The organism is Pseudomonas sp. BN414 (assembly GCF_029871275.1).
GTDB lineage: Bacteria > Pseudomonadota > Gammaproteobacteria > Pseudomonadales > Pseudomonadaceae > Metapseudomonas > Metapseudomonas resinovorans_C.
Genome location: NZ_SSOL01000021.1, coordinates 43,991 through 61,446, shown reverse-complemented (window position 1 = coordinate 61,446; position 17,456 = coordinate 43,991). Strand labels below are relative to the sequence as shown.

Annotated in this window: 12 protein-coding genes; 3 read left to right on the top strand and 9 right to left on the bottom strand. The window is 64.1% G+C overall.

Annotated elements, in window-relative coordinates:
• The first annotated feature begins 48 nt into the window (after positions 1–48).
• Positions 49–1,278 (top strand): DUF3422 domain-containing protein, encoded by a 1,230-nt coding sequence (locus E8E95_RS01720; protein WP_280347672.1) that lies wholly within the window; start codon positions 49–51, stop codon positions 1,276–1,278.
• A 575-nt stretch (positions 1,279–1,853) separates the two neighbouring features.
• Here the strand turns inward: E8E95_RS01720 and E8E95_RS01715 are convergent.
• Positions 1,854–2,564: a lipoate--protein ligase family protein gene (locus E8E95_RS01715; protein ID WP_280347671.1), complete on the bottom strand. Its 711-nt coding sequence runs from the start codon at positions 2,562–2,564 to the stop codon at positions 1,854–1,856.
• A 322-nt stretch (positions 2,565–2,886) separates the two neighbouring features.
• Between E8E95_RS01715 and E8E95_RS01710 the strand changes: the two genes are divergently transcribed.
• Both E8E95_RS01710 and E8E95_RS01705 read left to right on the top strand, forming a co-directional pair.
• Positions 2,887–4,767, top strand: coding sequence for a multicopper oxidase domain-containing protein (locus E8E95_RS01710; protein WP_280347670.1), 1,881 nt, complete (start codon positions 2,887–2,889; stop codon positions 4,765–4,767).
• Positions 4,768–4,804: 37 nt separating this feature from the next.
• Positions 4,805–5,473, top strand: coding sequence for an SCO family protein (locus E8E95_RS01705; protein ID WP_280347669.1), 669 nt, complete (start codon positions 4,805–4,807; stop codon positions 5,471–5,473).
• Between the two features lie 136 nt (positions 5,474–5,609).
• Here the strand turns inward: E8E95_RS01705 and E8E95_RS01700 are convergent, their stop codons facing one another.
• The 8 genes from E8E95_RS01700 to E8E95_RS01665 all read right to left on the bottom strand — a co-directional run bounded on the left by E8E95_RS01700 (position 5,610) and on the right by E8E95_RS01665 (position 17,394).
• Entirely contained in the window at positions 5,610–6,359 is a 750-nt protein-coding gene (locus tag E8E95_RS01700; protein WP_280347668.1) for a class I SAM-dependent methyltransferase, read from the bottom strand.
• A 266-nt stretch (positions 6,360–6,625) separates the two neighbouring features.
• Positions 6,626–7,783 (bottom strand): MalM family protein, encoded by a 1,158-nt coding sequence (locus E8E95_RS01695; protein ID WP_280347666.1) that lies wholly within the window; start codon positions 7,781–7,783, stop codon positions 6,626–6,628.
• A complete protein-coding gene (locus E8E95_RS01690; RefSeq protein WP_179062614.1) occupies positions 7,783–9,375 on the bottom strand; it encodes an outer membrane protein transport protein in 1,593 nt (530 codons plus the stop codon). The genes E8E95_RS01695 and E8E95_RS01690 overlap by 1 nt, the downstream gene beginning before the upstream one ends.
• An 18-nt stretch (positions 9,376–9,393) precedes the next feature.
• A complete protein-coding gene (locus E8E95_RS01685; protein WP_280347739.1) occupies positions 9,394–10,368 on the bottom strand; it encodes a transporter in 975 nt (324 codons plus the stop codon).
• 67 nt (positions 10,369–10,435) lie between these two features.
• Complete coding sequence (locus tag E8E95_RS01680) at positions 10,436–11,197, bottom strand: C39 family peptidase (RefSeq protein WP_077526270.1); 762 nt, start codon at positions 11,195–11,197, stop codon at positions 10,436–10,438.
• Positions 11,198–11,285: 88 nt separating this feature from the next.
• A complete protein-coding gene (locus E8E95_RS01675) occupies positions 11,286–11,738 on the bottom strand; it encodes a DUF6160 family protein (protein WP_077526271.1) in 453 nt (150 codons plus the stop codon).
• 230 nt (positions 11,739–11,968) lie between these two features.
• On the bottom strand, positions 11,969–14,680 hold the full coding sequence (locus tag E8E95_RS01670) for a helix-turn-helix transcriptional regulator (RefSeq protein ID WP_280347665.1): 2,712 nt from the start codon (positions 14,678–14,680) through the stop codon (positions 11,969–11,971).
• Positions 14,677–17,394: a LuxR C-terminal-related transcriptional regulator gene (locus E8E95_RS01665; RefSeq protein ID WP_280347663.1), complete on the bottom strand. Its 2,718-nt coding sequence runs from the start codon at positions 17,392–17,394 to the stop codon at positions 14,677–14,679. The genes E8E95_RS01670 and E8E95_RS01665 overlap by 4 nt, the downstream gene beginning before the upstream one ends.
• Positions 17,395–17,456 lie beyond the last annotated feature (62 nt).

The following is a 17,456-nucleotide window of genomic DNA, read 5'->3' as shown; positions in this document are numbered from 1 at the left end:
GACCTGGCCGCGTCATCGAAGAAAACCTCCCTGCTCGCAGAAGTCCCCATGCATCCACTTCGCAAAGCCCTGCATAACGAGTTGCACTCGCGGCCGTCGATCTATTTCCGTGATCCGGCCAACGTCTATCACTTCGCCTTTTCCGATGCCGAGGACGTCTGCGACGCCCTGGTCGAGCGCCTCAACCAGACCGCCGACGCGCCACTGGCCAGCAATGGTTCCCAGGGCCTGCTGCGCATGGGCGAGAACACCCTGAAATGGGAACGCCATACCGAGTTCTTCACCCTCACCCTGGTGGTACCGCGCAACGCGGGCGATGACTTCTGGCCACCTCTGCCGGCAGCGCTGGAAAGCCTGGTGGCCGACCATCGCCACCTGCTGATCAATGCCGACCAGGTGTTGGTGGAGTCGGATACGAACTGGGCGGGCGACACCGCCGCGTACGGGTTCAAGGACCCATCCGGTTCCACCCTGGGCGGCGGCGATGCCATCGCCTGGTCGGACTTCCGCCTGAGCGAAGACGGCGTGAACCGCATCCTGCTGGTCAACCGCCGGCTCAATGCCTACCGCCTGGGCCGGATGATCCGCCGCCTCCTGGAAATCGAGACGTACCGCATGATGGCCTCGCTCACCCTGCCGGTTGCCCAGGCGGTGAGCGTGCAGTTGAAGGAATACGACAAGGAACTGGCCCGACTCTCCGACCGCAACGCCGAGGGCAAAGGCAGCGCCAAGGAGCTGTCGACGGATATCGCCGCCCTCTCCGCCCGCATCGTGCGCAGCACCGCCCGCACCCGCCAGCGCTTCAGCGCCACGGAGGCGTACGCGCAGATCGTCTTCGAGCGCATCAATGAGCTGCGCGAATCCCACATCGATGATTGCCAGCGCCTGGGGGTGTTCATCGAACGCCGTTTCCGTCCCACCGTGCGCTACTGCGCGGCCACCGACCAGCGCCTGGTGCGCCTGGGCCAGAGCGTGGCCAACCTCAGTGACCTGCTACGGGCACGGGTCAATGTGGAGGTGGAAGAACAGAACTCGGAGATCCTGCGCAGCCTGAACGCCCGCGCCGATACCCAGATCAAGATCCAGAAGGCGGTGGAAGGCCTGTCGATCATCGCCATCAGCTACTACCTGCTGAGCCTGTTCAAGCTGTTCTACGGCGGCCTGCACACCATCGGCCTGGATGTGTCGCCGAAGACGGCGATCCTGGTGATGACGCCGGTGGTGGTGCTGATCCTGGGCGCGATCGTCCTGCGGATCAGGAAGGCGAAGGGGCATTGATCCCTGCAAATCCGATGGGCAGACCTTCGGCCTGCTTGGCGAATGAATTCGCCCCTACAAATGAGTGCCGACGCCTCACGCAAACCTCCCGTAGGTTGGTGTAGAGCGCAGCGAAACCCAACGATTCCCGGAAGTCTGCTGTTGGGCCTCGTTCCTCGGACCAACCTACGGCGGGACTGCGTCTCGCCTGGCGAATGAATTCGCCCCTACAAATGAGTGCCGACGCCCCACTCAAACCTCCCGTAGGTTGGTGTAGAGCGCAGCGAAACCCAACGATTCCCGGAAGTCTCTGTTGGGCCTCGTTCCTCGGACCAACCTACGGCAGGACTGCGTCCCGCCTGGCGAATGAATTCGCAGGCAAAAAAAGACCCGGCAAATTGCCGGGTCAATAACCGTGATTAGCCTGATGAGGAGATAATCTGATGAGTCCGAAACTGGGCTTGTCAGCTTATCCAGCTGGCCGCGAGGCCAGTGATTGGAATAATAATGATTCTCATTTTTCAGTCAAGCGATATTCGATACCGAATGTGAATTACTTCTATTCACTGACGAAAGACTCTCACTTCACTGCCTGCTCATTCCAGATTCAGCCCTGCCTCGGCCAGCGTCCGGCGATAGCAATCCCGCAGTGAATCAAGCCGGCTCCACACCTGCCCCACGCACTCGTCCAGGGCGATATGGCTGCTGGCGCGGCAGCGATTATCCAGCTCGCAGCCCTGATAGAAGGTATTCACTACCTCAACCATGGGTTCGCGCTGGTTTTCCATCAGCACGGCGGCATGGGCCAGTACCACATGCCGGCCATCGTCGCGCCGGCGTCGCCAGCGCTGGGCGGTGCCGACCAGTTTGCGTTCCTCCAGGGTGACGTTGTAACGGCCGTCGCAGAATGCGCCGTCCACCTCGCCCAGCCCGCCTTCCAGCCCCATGCCGGCGAGCCAGTCGAGCATCGGCTGGCAGAGTCGCAGGTAGGCGTTCTCGATCCGGGTCAGCTCGCTCTCGCGGGGCGGCAGCGCGTAAACCAGCGCCACATTCAGCACTGCCGGCGATTGCGGCACGGGCTCACCGCCGCTGTCGCGCAAGGCGATCGGCCAGCCCAACGCCTGGCACTCCGAGCCGGCGGCGGCGAACCCGGCCAGCCGACTCATGCGTTGTGGCATGACCAGCGCAGCTTCCCTCGGTCGCCACAGGAGCAACCCACATTCCGCTGCCCCCTGCTGGATGTGCTCCAGCAACTGGCGTTCAGCGTCCAGCCCTTCGCCTACTGCATAGCGTGAAACCTGGTGCATCTCTCCTCCTGCATGCGTCAACTTTCCAGCGGCTTTCAAGCGCCAGCGCTTTGCCTCGATAAGTTACTCATCCATTTGTACTTTTATACCGTTCGTATCCGTAGTTCAGCCGCCAGTCCGCCAAAGGCGGTTTTCACTCAGGTGAATGATGGCACTGCGGAATTGCCTCCTATAAGTTTGTTTCAACCTGTTTCAGAAAGCGTGTTACACGCTTCGACCGGCATCACTACAGAGCCAATAAGGCCGACCGGTACGAGGTGCTTCTGAAGCAGTCAGAGCGATCGAAAATTCACCGTCAATCAAGCTGTGGAGGACCGCAGCCGTGAATATCTCTCGCTTGCTGTACAGGGGAACCTCGCTTGTCGCCAGCAATGCCACCGGCGACAGCCACCAACAACCAGAACAACTCGCTAACACCCATCGCCGCTCGTTCCTCAAATGGTCCGCTGCCGCCAGCGCCCTGCCCCTTCTGCTCGCGGAAAGCGACAGCCAGGCCAAGGACAGCGACACCTCGGAAATCACCAGTCCAAGAACCACGCCGTGGAAGGAATTCCTTCCCAATCAGATGAGTCCGCTGAACCCGGTCAGCGTGCTGCATGGCGCCGACGGCGTGCAGGTGGCTCCGCCTTCCGCAACCGCCGACGCAGAACACGGCGAATGCGGCCGCAAGCCGCACCAGCGCTACGACGAACTGGGCGTCAACCCGACGATGTACGAAATCAATGTGGTGGAGCGCCCCTGGAAGGCTCACCCGGACCTGCCGGAAATCAAGGTCTGGAGCTACCGCGCGGCCGATTCCACCCCGGACAGTTTCAGCCCGATCATCTTCGCGCGCTATGGCCAGCCGGTGCTTTGCCGCTTCCACTGCAAGTTGCCCAAGGACCACGTCGGCGTCGGCGTTCCCTATATCTCGGTGCACCTGCACAACCTGCACTGCCCTTCGGAAAGTGACGGTTTTCCCGGCGACTTCTTCAGTGCCCAGAAGCAGGGCCTGACGATGGATTACAAGGGCGAGTACAAGGACCACTTCTACCCCAACGTCTACGCCGGGCTGGACGAGATGCAGAATGGCATCGGCGACTACCGTGAGGCCCTCGGCACGCTGTGGTTCCACGACCACACCTGGCAGGCCACCTCGCAGAACGTGGTGCGCGGGATGTTCGGCTTCTACGTCATCTTCGACCACCTGGATTCCGGCAACGAGAAGGACCCGAGTCCGGAAGCGCTGCGCCTGCCCAGCTTCCCGTACGACTACATGCTGAGCTTCAACGACATGCGCTTCGACTCGAAGGGCCAGCTGGTCTTCGACCGCTTCAGCCCTGACGGCACCCTGGGCGACAAGACCCTCGTCAACGGCAAGATCGAACCGGTGCTGCGAGTCGCCCGTCGCAAGTACCGGCTGCGCCTGCTCAATGCCGGCCCGTCGCGCTTCTACGAGTTCTATCTGCACGACAGCAAGGGCAAGGCGCAGACCTTCACCTACATCGCCAACGACGGCAACCTGCTGCCCGCGCCCATCCGCAACATGGGCAAGGTGCACCTGGGCGTCGCCGAACGCGCGGACCTGGTGGTGGATTTCTCCAAGTACCCCGTTGGCACCGAGCTGTTTCTCACCAACCGGCTGATCCAGGAAACAACCAAGGGGCCGGACAAGGTCGACGGCTCCGGCACCAAGGTGCTCAAGCTGCTGGTGGACCGCGATCCTCCGGAGCAGGACCTGAGCCAGGTGCCCGATGTACTGCGGCCATTGCGCCCGCTGTGCGACGAGGAAATCGAACGGGCCAAGGTGCGCCGCTGGGTGTTCGACCGCAAAGGCGGCGAATGGGCAGTCAACGGGAAGCCGGAAAACATCCTCGACACCAGCGCGAAGATCGACAAGGGCGAGTGCGAGATCTGGGAACTGGTCAACGAAAGCGGCGGTTGGCAGCACCCGGTGCATATCCACTTCGAGGAGGGCCGCATCCTCAGCAAGACGGTCAACGGCGTGCCCGTGGCCATTCCGGAACACGAGCGAGGACGCAAGGACGTCTATGTGCTCGGCAAGAACGAGGCCGTCAGGGTGTTCCTGCGCTTCCGCGACTTCACCGGCAAGTACGTCATGCACTGCCACAACGTGATCCATGAGGACCACGGCATGATGATGCGCTGGGACATCGAGGACGACACGCCACCCGAAGCGCCAGCCGAGTGCGGCGTCAGCTGAGCCAAAGCCAACCCTTGATCGTTACTGGAGATGCCAGATGAACACTCGCAGAAACCTGCTGTTCGGAGCCGGTGTGGCTGCCGCAGGCGTGGCCGCGCTGGGCGCCGGCCTGGTGGGCCGCAATTGGGCTGGCCCGGAACCCGAGTACGCGGAGGGCGACAGCTTCGGCGCCCGCTACTTCCCAAACCTCACGCTCTACACGCACCTGGGCAAACGCGTGAAGCTCTACGACGACCTCATGCGTGACAAGGTGGTGGCCTTCAACATGATGTACACGATGTGCGGCGGCCTCTGCCCCACCATGACCGCCAACCTGCGCGGCACCCAGAAGCTGCTGGGCGACCGCGCCGGGAAGAATGTCTTCATGTACTCCATCACCCTGCAACCGGAGCTGGATACGCCGGAAATCCTCAGGGAGTACGCCGAGTCCCACCATGTCGGTCCGGGCTGGCTGTTCCTTACCGGCGACCCGGCGGACCTGGAGAAGCTGCGGCGCAAGCTCGGCTTCTTCGACCCGGACCCGGTGGTCGACGCCGACCGCACCACCCATATCCGCATGGTGCGGATCGGCAACGACCGCTATGACCAATGGACCATGGCCTCGGCCCGCTCCCAACCCGAACAGCTGGTGGCGGCGATCAACATGGTGGACCGGTCAGTGGACTTCACTTCGCATAACGGGAGGGATGCGAGCTTGCCGGCTTAAGGGTGGGGCTCGTCGGCCGACATACATTGTGGGGGCGATTTCAATCGCTGAGCAGGCCGAAGGCCTGCCAGGGAGCCAGGGGCAGCTGCGCTGCCCTTAGCGAATGAATTCGCCCCCACAAAGGAACGGCCCGACTTCAGGAAACCCGCCCCAGATTCACCACCAACGACCAGCTCACCCGGCGGGTGCTGGCCGGGTCACCCCAGGCTTGCGCAAATCGCTCCCGCAGCGGGTCGAGGGGGTTGGTGCCGTGGGCCGTCTGGTAGGTTGCCAGCGCGGACCAGCTTTCCAGGTAACCCAGCAGCCGCGCCAGGTCCCACTCGGCATCCAGGGTGAAGGGCGGTACTTCGATGCGTTCGAAGGGGAACGGCAAGGTGCGGTAGCCCTGCTCCACGTGCCGGCGTTCCTCAGCCCAGTAACTGCCGAGAATGTCGCTGTAGAGGTGACTGACCAGTGCATCCACTTCGGGCGTGATCGTCGTGAGGTTGTAGGAGATCACCGCCAGCAACCCGCCCGGCCGGCTCGCGCGGCGCACTTCCGCGTAGAAGCGCTCCAGGTCGAACCAGTGCAGCGCTTGCGCCACCAGGGTCAGGGAGACACTGGCGTCGGCCAGCGAGGTCTGCTCCGCCGGCTCGCAGCGGTAGTCGATATTGGCCGCCGGCTCGGCCTTGGCCAATTGCGACGCGCTGACATCGGTCCCCACCACCCGCTGGAAATGCCGCGCGAGGTCGACGGTCGCCTGGCCGGAACCGCAGCCGCAGTCCCAGGCGAGGGAAAGGTCCGGTGCCTGCTGGCTGAGCCAGGTGATCAGGGCGGGGTCATAGGAGGGACGATTGGCGCGGTAGGCGTCGGAGTTGCGGGTGAAGAGCGCACTGGTGTCGGACATGGCAGGAAATCCGCTTCGGGTCGCTGGGGTTGCCAGCATACCGCGCGGTCAAGCCACCCTGCGATGGTTTACCCGCCCTCCCTCACCCCCGGCCCCTCTCCCGGAGGGAGAGGGGAGCAAAGCGCACAGGCACCGAGTGCCTGTGCACCTCCTGTGGGGACGATTTCAATCGCTGAGCAGGCCGAAGGCCTGCCCGGAAGAGCTGGGGCAGCTGCGCTGCCCTTAGCGAATGAATTCGCCCCCACAAATGAAGAGCAGGCCCTGCCTCATTTCACAATGGCCAGTTCGAACGAGCCCTGGTCCGCGTGCTCATGCACCTGCATCCCCGCTTCGCTCAGGGCCAGGTCCTGCAGGGGGCGCTTGAAGGGTTTGTTATCCAGGGTCTGCAGGCTGCGGTCTTCATCGGTGGTCAGCAGCAGCACGTAGCGTTCGCCCTGGTTGGCGCGGACCTGCACCGTGCCTTCGATGAACGCATAGCGGTACCAGGTTTCACCGTGGAGCTGGTAGATCGCATCGCTCACCAATCGAGTGGGCCGTTTGGCCTCGTCGAGGAACAGCAGCGAGGGATAGACCACCTGGCGATTGGCGAAGCTGCGGATGCGCAAGCCGTAACTGTGCTGCGAGCGCGGCAGCTTCAGGGCGCTGTAGTAGCTGCGGCCCATGGGGAAGTCGAAGCTTGGCGAGAGATTGTTCAGCTCCTCGTAACGCGGCTCCTCGACCGAGACTTCGGTGAAGGCGGCATCCGCCAACTGGCCACAGCAGCGGTCCACCAGGCTCTGGTAGAGCGCCTCGCCCTGCTCTTCGCTGCCCTCCAGCAGGGCCTTCATGGCGGCGGTGGGCTGCCCGTCCAAAGAGGGCAACAGTGCAGCCTTGCGCTTGAATTCCATCTCGCGGGCTTCGGTGTAGGCGATGGGACCGGGTCGCGCATCATCCCGATCCGTCTCCTTGCCTCGCGCCGGCACCGGGGAGTTATGGGTGCGGCCCTGTTCGTCGACCCAGGTGAAGTAGGCCGGGCCCTGCTCCGGCCGCGAATAGCCACGGCCTTCGAGGACGTCCGAGTCGACGTATTCCTCGGAGCGCTGGCCGTTGGGTAGCACGAAGTCGCGCTGTCCCGAATCCACCTGACCGGCCGCGTAGAAGCTGTTCTGCAGGTTGCCGCTGGCATCCACCCAGGTGAAATAGCGCCGCTTGCTTTCACCGGCCTTCGCACTGCCGGGCCACTGGGCGTCGTCGCTGTCCTTCAGGCGTGCCTGGTCGCTCTGGACGACGCGTTTGGCCGCCTGACGCTGCTGCTCGCTGTAGCGGCTGTCGACGAAGGTGTTGTGCACCCGGCCCTGATTGTCGATCCAGGTCAGGTAGCGACCGCTGCTGGCCTGGGCGGTGCCGGCGAGGGTCAGGGCGATGAGCAGGATGGGCGCTTTCATCAGAAGGTCGTCTGGTAGGTCAGGGCCAGGATGTACGCCTTCACCGAAGTCGAGACGTTCTGGCCGGCGTAGGGGTTGTAGACCAGGTTGTCGATACCGCTGCAGTTGAGGTTGCAGCTGGTGTCGGCCTTGGTGCTCTGCTTGGTGGTGAAGTAGTTGAAGCCGATGTCGATGTTGGTGTCCTTGTCCCAGCGGTACCCCAGGCCCAGGCCGTACAGATGGGCGTCGCCGATGGGTGCGAGCACATCGGCCTTGTCGTCCGGAATGGCCGAGGGGCGCCATTCGTAGCCGGCGCGCACGGCCAGGCGGTCGGTCCACTGGTACTGCATGCCGAGTGCCCAGCTCCAGGTGTCGCGGTAGCCACGGTCGAGGATGATGCTGCGGTCGGTGGCATTGCCGCCGCCGAAGTTCTTGGCGATGCGCAACAGGTCCAGTTCGCGGTCGAATTCGATCTCGAATTCGTTCCAGTCGCTATAGCCGCTCCACTTCAGGTCGAAGTTGAACTGCCAGCGGTCGAAGGGGACGATCTTGATGCCGGTGGAGAAATTGTCCGGGTAGGTCATGTCCAATGACGCGTTGCCCTGCTCTTCGTCGACGTTGCCGAGGGGAAACAACGGGCTCAGCACCTGGCCGAACAGCGAGGACTGCATGCCGGACCAGAAGCCCTGCCAGTCCTTGCTGTAGTCGACCCGGTACTTGCCCTGCAGGTGCATGCGCGCCTCGCTCTGGTAGGTGGCGCCCCAGGCGAACCAGTCGGTGGGTTCCCAGAGGAAGCCGATGTTCCAGGTGGGCGACAGCGACTGCTGAAGGTCCAGGTCCATGTTGGCCAGCGTGTCGAACGGGCCGATCTTGCCGCCGCAGACGTTGATGATCCCGGAGACGACTTCGCCCATCCCCGGCAGGCAGAGGAACTCGTTGAACAGCCGGGTCAGACCGGTCAGGAAGCCGGGGTTGCGGAAGTCCTGATTGAGCGCCATCGCCTGGTGGGAGAAGCCGATGGACAGGCCCACCGCCAGCTCGTCGTTCATCTGGTAGCCCACCGAGGGCGAGAAGTAGGTGATGCGCTGCAAGGCGACTTCACGCCCCTGGTAGCGCGCCGGATCGCTGTCGGAATCCCGCGAGTAACCCAACGCCATGGGCGCATAGACGTTGGTGGCGAAGGTGAACTTGGAGCCCGGCGGATTGATCGAGAGACCCGCCAGCGGTGCGAACAGCACCGGCACTTCGGTCATGCCGCCCATGCCCGGCAGGTACATGGCTGGCGTCAGGGTGCGGCTGCTGGAGTTCGCCACCGGGTCGTCGTCGTAACCGAGGAAGCCGTAGTCCTCGGGGGCTTCGAACTTGGCGCGGATGTCCATCACGCCGGTGAGGAACTTCACCGTGGTCTGGCGGCCCTTGAGCTTGGTCAGTGCGGCCGGGTTGTAGTGCACCGCGTCGATCCCGGAGGAATCGGCGGTAATGGCATTGGCCATGGCCATCGCCTTGGGGTTGCCGATGGTCAGGTCGTTGGCCAGTTGGGCCTGGGCCAGGCCCGCCCAGCACAGGCCGACCCCGGCGATCGCCCGCGCAAGCGGCGAAAGGTGCGTGCTCATGAGGTGATCTCTCGCCGGTTACTGGGCCTTGAGGCCTTTGATGTCGAGGGGTACGGAGAGCCCCAGGAGTACGTCCGGCGAGTCCTCGGTCATGCCGAAGCCGGCGTTGACGTTGATGATGTAGTCCGGCGACGTTCGCAGGCCGAGGGAGAAGTTCATGATCGAGCTGGTCTGTTCGGTGCCCTCCAGGTTGGCGGTCTCGAACTTGTAGGTCGGCTTGGTCGTGTAGGCCATCTGATAGGAGGTGGCCAGGGACACGTCGTAGGACAGCGCATAGGCGAAGCCCATGCTGAAGTTGAGGGTGTCGCCCGGTTCCACGTCTTCCAGGATGCGCCCGCCGCGCATCTGATGGATGTCATGCACCGGCAGGTTGTAGGTGTACCCCACCGAGCCGAACAGCACGACCGGGTCGATCACGTAGGACATGTTGGCGCCCACGCCCAGGCTGTAGTAGCCGTTGCCGGTGGACAGGTCGTTTTCGGAGTTTATGTCGTACGGGCTTTCTCCGGTGGGCAGGCCTAGGGTCGCGAAGAGCGTGGTGACCGGCCGGCCACGGGTCGAAGCCCAGGGCTGCCAGCGCAGGGAGGCGGAGATGTCGCCGAGGCTGTAGACATTCAGGTCGCGTTCGGTGTCGTACTTGGCAACGAAGGGCAGGCGCACGCTGAAGGTCAGGTTGTCCCACACCCCGTAATCGAAGGTGAAGGAGTTGGTGAAGGTGTGCTGGGCCTCGCTCTGGCTGAGTACGCTGTAGACGTTGCTGCCGGTGCGGAAGGTTTCGATCTGGGTATCGCGCACCAGCGAATAGTCGAAGCCGTAGGTGAGCGTGCGCTCGCCTTTCTTGAGCAGCGTGTAGCTCTTCTCGGAGGCCTGGAACACCTCTTCCAGCGCCTTGGCGCTGTCGGCGTCGTCTTCCTTTTTGCTCAGCGCGTCACGCGCCTCGTCCACCGAGCTCTCCTCGGCGTGCAGCGGCAGACTGGTACAGAGCACCAGCATGGCCAGCCATGCGTATTCCCTTGGTCCCATGGTGCTATCCCCAGGTCTTTCTTGTTATGAGCGGGTGTCACTTGCGGCGGATGTAGCGGATGTCGCCCCCCGAACCCAGTTCGTCGATTTCGTTCTGGGTGAACTTGGTGATCTGCGGAAACTCCTTGAACGCCAGCAGGCTGACGATGCGGTCGTCCACCAGGCGCAGGTCGCGCTCGGTGAGGGCCATGGCGTTTTGCGGCTCGTTGCCCGAGGGGAAGATCACGAAGAGGACGTTCTGGTCCCAGATTTCTTCGAAACGGGCACGGGTGAAACTGATGTTGCCGAGTGCGGGGTCGGCGACGAATACGTGGTCGTTGTAGACGTCGCGCACCACGACGAAATGCTTGAAGCCGCCGTAGTGGATCGGAACGATGGCCGGGTGTTCGAGGGCGTCGAGGTCGCCGAACTCGGCACGGAAGCCGCCACTCTTGTAGCCCAGCGCGCCGACGAAGCGCTTCATGTCCAGCAGCGAAAAGCCACGGCGCTCGACGATCTTGTCGGCTTCGCCATAGCGCAGCAGGCCTTCCATCACCTGGCGTTCTTCCAGGTTGCGGCCCAGGTAATAGTCCAGCAGCGAGGTCAGCGCGGCGGAACCGCAGCTGTAGTCGTAGGCCTGGCGGATGACGTTACGGAATTGCAGCTGGCTCATCGGCTCGACGACCGCCGTTTCACGGTACGGGCCATTGGGCGAGAGCGGCTGGCTGATGTTCACCGCGCCTTGCGGTTGCGGCTTGGTGTCCACCGTCTGGGTGAAGCCGAACAGACCGAGCAAACTGCCAATCAGGATTTCGATCATTGCCGTTCCGACTACTCGACTCTTTTCGCGGAGAAGGCCCCGCCGACCTGGTCGGCGAGGTTTCCGGGTTACAGGATCAACGCAGCTGTCAGTGACCCCAAACCTTCAGGGTGGAGCCGGACATGTTCATGTTGTTGACGGCCAGCGAACCGATGCTGGCTGCACTGGAGTCGCCAACGCGGATGGCGCCAACCGAGAGCTGGCCGGTGATGGACGGCAGGCTGATCTGCAGCTTGTCGCTGCCACCGGCGCCACCGTCGATCACGTCGATCTTCAGCGGGTCGCTGTCGAGGATGTCGAAGCCGGTGAAGGACACGGTTTCCAGACGCAGGGTACCGGCGGTGGTGGTGCTGCCGGAGGTTTCGGAGTCGGTGTAGACGATGCTGCCGATGGAGCCGTTGAAGCTACCGGAGATGCTGATGCCGTCCTGACCGGTCACACCGGACAGAGCGGAATCGTCCATGGCCTTGAGGTCGGCCTGGGCCATGAACGGAGCAGCGAGCACAGCAGCGGCCAGAGCCAGTTGTTTGAAGCTTTTCATTCTTTTTATCTCCAAAGTTCACAGGTGGGTTGCCCCCGGGGCCTGCCGTCGACTCCTGTCATCGGCAGTTGGACCGGCTGACGCCGATCTCCTGGCCGGACGCTGCTTCCTTAGTCGCATCCGGCGAGGATTCGTGAAGCACCATGCTTCTCGACCTGGGAACAAAACTACTGAGCCCCTCCCCCGCTGCCAGCCCATCCAAGGGATGGAGGGGCGGCGGGACTCCCACCTCAGGCCTCGCTCAACAGGCCCAGACTCTTGCCTTTCAACACGGCCTGGGTACGGCTGCGTACCCCCAACTTGGCGAACAGGTTGTGCAGATGCCACTTGATGGTGGCCTCTGACAGATGCACCGCCTGGGCGATATCGCGGTTGGAAAGACCCGCCGCGACATACCGCAGGATTTCCCGCTCGCGATGGCTAACATCTTGATTTTCATCGAAAGTTTCTGGGTCGACGGCCAGCCGGCGGCATTGCTCGCGCAGGCTTTCGGCCACGCCTTGCCAGGCGCCGGCACGCTTCGGTTCCGCCGCACGCCAGGCATCCCAGAGCGGTAGCAGCCAGAGCGCGTCGTCCTGGAACAGCCGGCGGTAACCACGGTTCCAGGCCTCTTCCAGGGTGTTCTGGAACAGGGCGAAGGCCTTCTCGCTGTTACCTTTGCGCCAATACGCCACAGAAAGTAACAGCGACAGGCGCAGGCGACGGTCACGCTGGTGCTCATCCTGTTGCCGTGCGAGGCAATTCTCCAGGCTCGCCTGGGCGCGCTCGGGACGGCGTTCGGTCAGCGCCAGGCGCGCTTCGGTCAGGGCCAGTACCGTGTGCGCATCGGAGTAACGCGCCAGTGGCAGCACCGCGAGGTGTTGTTGCAGTTGCAGGCAGATGCGCTCTGCTTCATTGGGCCGGCGCAGCCAGAGCAGGAACTGCACCTTGCAGGCCATGCCGTGGGCGAAGACCCGTTCGTAGCCCGCGCCCTGCAGGCCAGCCAGCCATTCGTCGAGCTGGACCAGCGCCTGCTCCGGCTCGCCGGCGAAGAATCGCGCCCGCGCCATCACCAACTGGCCGCGGCTGATCAGCTCCACGGGCGTCGCCACATCGCGCCAGGTGGTCGCCAGGGGCAATTCGGCGAGGATCGCGGCTTGGCGATCCTGCTCATAAAGAAGGTCGGCATAGGCCAGGGCCAGCGGCCCACCTACCCGGCTGCGCCGGCCGAACACCCGTTCCACTCGGGTGCGGGCGGTTTCGGCGATGGCGCGGCCGCGTTCCAGCTCGCCGCTCTCCTTGCAGATCAACGCCTCGATCAGGCTGGTCATGACGTGCAGGTATTCGCTGTCCACCAGCTTCAGGTTGTCGCGGGCAACGGCGATGGCCTTGGCGGCTTCGCCGAACTCCCCCATCAGCGCGTAGGCCGCCGCCTGCACACAGGCCAGGCTCGCGCGAAATACCGGCTGGTTGTCCGGGACCATGGAGAGCCACTGGCGGGCGACCTTGAGGCAGGCCTCCAGTTTGTCCTGGTAGAGCATCACCAGGGCCTTGAGCACCTGGGAGGCAGCCAGCAGTTCGCCGAGACCAAAGTGGATCACCTTGCCGCGCCCCTGCAGCAGCCGCGTGCTGACTTCCTCTATCAGCGCCTCGGACTCCGCGAAGCGCTGTTCGAATGCCAGCTGCCAGGCATAGAAGATCTGGAACACCGGGTGTTCGCGGATGACCTCGGCCGGCACACCCTTGAGCATCGAAAGGATGCCGTAGACGCGGTTGCCGGCGATCAGCCGTGCACCCTGACGCTCGAGCATCTGGGCGGCGAAGGCGAAATCCCGACCACGCAGGGCGTACTTGATGGCCCGATCCGGCATGTCGTGCCCTTCGCACCAGCGCGCCGCCGCATGCAGCAGGGTTGCCGAATCGGTCTGGCGCGCCAGACGGCCCTGGAGGAATTCGGCGAACAGATGGTGATAGCGGAACCACTCGCCGTGCTCGTCCAGGGGAATGATGAAGAGTTGCTCGCGCTGCAGGCGCATCAGCATGTCGAGTCCGTCGCGGCGACCGGTCAGCGCATTGCAAAGATCGGCGCAGAACTCGTCGAGCACCGAGGTCTGGTCAAGGAACTGCTGCAAGGGTTGCGGCAGGCTTTCGAGCACGTCCTCGGTCAGGTAGTCGGCGATGTTGCGCTCGGTGCCACTGAGGCTGGCAAGGAACGCGGCGCGGTCGGGATGCCGGGTGAGCGCCAGGCTCGCCAGGTGCAGCGCGGTGATCCAGCCCTCGGTGCGGGTGTGCAGCAGGCGCACTTCGTCACTGGCCAGCGGCAGCTGGCGCACCTCGCGGAAATAGGCCTCGGTTTCGTCGAGGCTGAGGCGCAGGTCTTCGGCTTTCAGCAGCAGCGACTCCGTCTCGCTGAACAACAGCCGCGGCGTGAAGCGGGTGCTGCTGACCAGGTGGACGTTGGCCGGCAGGTTCTCGATCAGGTAGCGCGCGCCCTGGTCGAGGGCGGCATGACGGATGCGGTGGAAGTCGTCGAGCATGAGGTAGAGGTCGCCCTCGATGCGCTTCAGGTCGCCGACGAAGGCATCGATCACGGCCTCGATGGGCCAGTTCATATCCCCCTGCAGAAGGCCGACGGTATTGCCGCCGAAGCCGGGCAATGTGGCATCCACCGCAGCGACCAGGTATTGCAGCAGGCGCTGCGGCTCGCTGTCGGCCTCATCGCAGGACAACCAGGCGACGTGCGCGCCATCGGCCTGGAGGTGCTGTCGGAACAGGCTGAGCACCGTGCTCTTGCCGAACCCGGCCGGAGCGCTGAGGACCAGTACGCGGCGATTCCGTGCACCGTGCAGGCGCTGGATCAGGGCGCGGCGCGGCAGTACCGGTCGGCCACCGGCATCGGCCGGGAATAGCTTGGTGCGCAGCAAGGGAATCTGGTGCGGGCGTGACAGGCAGAGGTCGGTCATGGTTCGAGCAGCCCCAGCTCGCGGGCACGCCGGATCGCCTGGGTCCGGTTACGCACCTTGAGCTTTTCGTAGATGTTGTGCAGGTGCCATTTGACAGTGCCCAGCGCCAGGGCCAGCTGCTGTCCGATCTCTTCGTTGGACATGCCCTTGGCGGCCAGGCAGACCACCTCGCGCTCGCGGTCGGTGAGTCCTTCTTCGAGCACATCCAGGGATTTGCGTGCGTCGTTGCCGGGCCAGGACGCCAGCAGGTCGCGAATGAAACCTTGCAGGGCCGGCTGACGCTCGGCCGCTTCCAGTTGCTGGAGCAGTTGGCGGATGGCCTCGCCCTCTTCTATGAACAGGCTGCGCACGCCTTCGCGTTCGGCACAGAGCAGGCACTGCACCAGCAGGCTCTGGGCACGCTCCTGGTAACCCAGGCGCTGGTAGCTGAGGGCGGCCAGCAGGTCCAGGCGCAGGCGTTGCATGCCATGCCAGTTGGTCTGGAGCTTGCCGCGCAGCTGGGTGATCTCGTGCAGGGCCTCGCTGAAGTGGCCACGCGCCTGCTGCAGGCGCACGCGAATCAGCCCCTGTACCCAGAGCGCCGAATTGGCGCCGTGCTGGGTGCCGCCGCCATTGGCCAGCTTGTTCCAGTCCACGCCCTTGAAGCGTTGCTCGGCCCGCTTGATGCGGTCGGTACCCGGCTCCTGGAGCATCAGCGAGATTTCGTCCGCCACTGCTCGCGCATAGAAGCGCCAGGACTGGTTGCGCGCAGCGAGGTTCTGCATCAGCACCAGGGTCGCCTGCGCTTCCTTCGGTTTGTCCTGCATACGCTGGATGCGCGCGAGGAAAAGCATGCCCTGGGCATAGATGTCGATCGGCCGGATGACGTCGATATGGGTCAGCGCGGCGCCGAGGCGCTCCTCCAGACCATCGAGGCGCCCCTGCTGGTAAGCGATCAGGGACTCGACTATGACCGGCAGCGCCATGGCGCGGGACTTCTCACCCAGATGAGGAATGACTTGCGCGCGCATCTGCTCGAAGAGCATCTGTGCCTGCCGCACCTGCCCCTGCTCCAGGGCGAGGAGAATTTCGACGTTGGCCAGTTGCATGTCCAGGTAACGGCCTTGGAGGAAATGGTTGCGCTGCTGCGCCAGGGACAGCAGGCGGCGCGCCTGGTCCGGCTGGGCGAGGGTCACCAGCGCCATGGCGCCGATCACCAGGATGGCGACTTCGAGGAAGGCCTGGTTGCGCCCGAGCTGCGCCTCCACCCTGCGTGCGATGGTGACGCAGAGCTCGAGGTCGTCCTTCTGCAGGGCGAGGGCCGCCTTCACCGCCAGGGTGGCCAGGTACTTGTCGCTGATCTGGGCCTCGGCGCGGGTGCCGCCCCAGCGGGCCAGCAACTCGTCGAGCATCTGGTTGGCTTCCGGCAGGGCCATCTCGGTTGCGCGGTTCCAGACATCCGCCAGGATCAGGGTCGGGTAACGCGCGGCGATGTCGTCCGGCACCTTCTGCCGCCAGCGGTAGATCTTGTTCAGTTGGCCGCGGTTGATCAGCTCCAGGCCGCAGCCATCCACCAGTGCAGCCAGCATGTCCGGGTCCTCGGCCAGGCTGGCGTGCTCGATGGCGAGGTTCTGCATGTGGTGGTTGGTGAACCACAGACTGGCGTTGAAGTGCAGTTGCTTCAGGCGTTCCGGATCATGGGTCTTGAGGCGGCCGCGCAGGAAATCGGCGAACAGGTGGTGGAAGCGGTACCACTGGCGCTCGCGATCCAGTGGCAGCAGGAACAGCTGCATGGTTTCCAGCCGTTCCAGCAAGGCCTGGCCGTCCTGACGCCCAGTCAGCGCATTGGCCAGATCGCCACTGAGCTGGCTGGCGATACCGAGGGCCAGCAGGGCGTCCTGCAGATCGGCGGACAGATGCTCGAAAACACTGGCCAGCAGGTATTGGCCCACGGTGGCCTGGTCACTGCCCAGGCATTCCATCTGCTCGGTGGCTTGCGGCTGATGGCGCAGCCACAGGCTCGCCAGCTGGACCCCAATCGCCCACCCTTCGGTATGGCTATGCAGGGCGGCCAGTACGGCATCATCCAGTTGCAGGCCGGTACGGGCCAGGTAGTCGCGGGTTTCCTCGACGGACAGGCGCAACTCGTCGAGCCCGATCTCCAGCAACCAGCCCTTGGCCCGCAAGGTGGCCAGGCTCAGCGGCGGCAGGGAGCGGCTGCCGACGGCCAGGGTGAAACTGGCGGGGGCCAGGCGCACCAGGCGACCGAGGGCGGTGAAGAGTTCCGGGTCCTTGAGCAGGTGCAGGTCGTCCAGCACCAGCAGGAGCGGGCCATTGTGCCGGGCGAGGTCAACCAGCAGGCTTTCCAGCACGGCATTGACCGGCACCTGCATGGTGTTGTGCAGGTAGCCCCGGGCGTAGTCGCCGACTCCGGGCACGGCTTCGCCGAGGGTTTTGATCAGTTGCTGGAAGAATCGCGCGGGGTCGTCATCCTCGCTCTCCAGCGAGAACCAGGCCACCGCGCTGCCGGCGGCGCGACGCTGCTCGGTAAGGGCCGCGAGGGCGGTGGTCTTGCCGAACCCGGCGGGTGCCGAGAACAGCAGGAGGCGTGCATGAGGATGGGCGGCCAGTGCCGCCTGAACCTGGGGTCTGGGCAGATAATCGGCAGATGCCTGGGGTGTCACGAGTTTGGAGCGCTGGCGGCTACCGGCTGCGGGGTTGAGAACTGCGTCCACTGCCTGAATCCCTGTGTCGTTATCGTTGTGGTTCGGAGGTACATCTCCGTGGGATTGGTACA

Excerpts from the sequence above, each read along its gene's own strand:
- E8E95_RS01720 (WP_280347672.1), top strand. The coding sequence starts at position 49 with ATGCATCCACTTCGCAAAGCCCTGCATAACGAGTTGCACTCGCGGCCG.
- E8E95_RS01715 (WP_280347671.1), bottom strand. The coding sequence starts at position 2,564 with ATGCACCAGGTTTCACGCTATGCAGTAGGCGAAGGGCTGGACGCTGAA.
- E8E95_RS01705 (WP_280347669.1), top strand. The coding sequence starts at position 4,805 with ATGAACACTCGCAGAAACCTGCTGTTCGGAGCCGGTGTGGCTGCCGCA.
- E8E95_RS01700 (WP_280347668.1), bottom strand. The coding sequence starts at position 6,359 with ATGTCCGACACCAGTGCGCTCTTCACCCGCAACTCCGACGCCTACCGC.
- E8E95_RS01695 (WP_280347666.1), bottom strand. The coding sequence starts at position 7,783 with ATGAAAGCGCCCATCCTGCTCATCGCCCTGACCCTCGCCGGCACCGCC.
- E8E95_RS01690 (WP_179062614.1), bottom strand. The coding sequence starts at position 9,375 with ATGAGCACGCACCTTTCGCCGCTTGCGCGGGCGATCGCCGGGGTCGGC.
- E8E95_RS01685 (WP_280347739.1), bottom strand. The coding sequence starts at position 10,368 with ATGCTGGTGCTCTGTACCAGTCTGCCGCTGCACGCCGAGGAGAGCTCG.
- E8E95_RS01680 (WP_077526270.1), bottom strand. The coding sequence starts at position 11,197 with ATGATCGAAATCCTGATTGGCAGTTTGCTCGGTCTGTTCGGCTTCACC.
- E8E95_RS01675 (WP_077526271.1), bottom strand. The coding sequence starts at position 11,738 with ATGAAAAGCTTCAAACAACTGGCTCTGGCCGCTGCTGTGCTCGCTGCT.
- E8E95_RS01670 (WP_280347665.1), bottom strand. The coding sequence starts at position 14,680 with ATGACCGACCTCTGCCTGTCACGCCCGCACCAGATTCCCTTGCTGCGC.